This is a genomic window from Lysobacter olei, assembly GCF_054777355.1.
Genome location: NZ_BAAHAT010000040.1, coordinates 1 through 541 on the forward strand (window position 1 = coordinate 1; position 541 = coordinate 541).

Below are 541 nucleotides of genomic sequence, written 5' to 3' on the forward strand. Positions count from 1 at the left end.
CCCCGATTAGCCTTCACTTTATCGCTAACATATTCTGCCAGACTAAGAAAGATTCCGCGTTTATGGAGACAGTTAGCTTGTATGATATTGGGACTGGAGAATGGTAATCTATGCAAAGCCTTTCCTAGCAACCGCTTGAATATTCACTGACTTCTAAAAAGGTATTCACAGAAAACTACAGGCGATATACCGCCAACCTCGAATTCATTCTGCTCAGTTGTCGGCGAGGCGGCAGACCGGAGCTCGTTCAATATATACATCTACGGAGGATATAATGGCACTGAACGCACAGTTAGGCCATACGATGATGTACATGTTTTGTCAATTCCTTCGTTTACCTGGACAAAAGTATACACTGGAGAAAGCAACATGGGCCGCCGCGCCCACAAGTGTGTCAAACCATACCCGGATCAAATGTTCGTGATTGGCGGTCAATATACATCACAAACATCATGTCTAGTGGGACCTTTAGTCCGGGTATTTAATTTGAACGAGCTGAAATTCAAGGATAAGTACGATCCAAGGGAGTGGAGCGAGTACT

Annotated in this window: 1 protein-coding gene; it reads left to right on the plus strand. The window is 44.5% G+C overall.

Going from position 1 to position 541, the window contains the following annotated elements; genetic code table 11:
* Positions 1–258: 258 nt before the first annotated feature.
* The coding region (locus ACYVBS_RS14710; RefSeq protein ID WP_460824505.1) for a hypothetical protein at positions 259–541 on the plus strand (283 nt) is incomplete at its 3' end.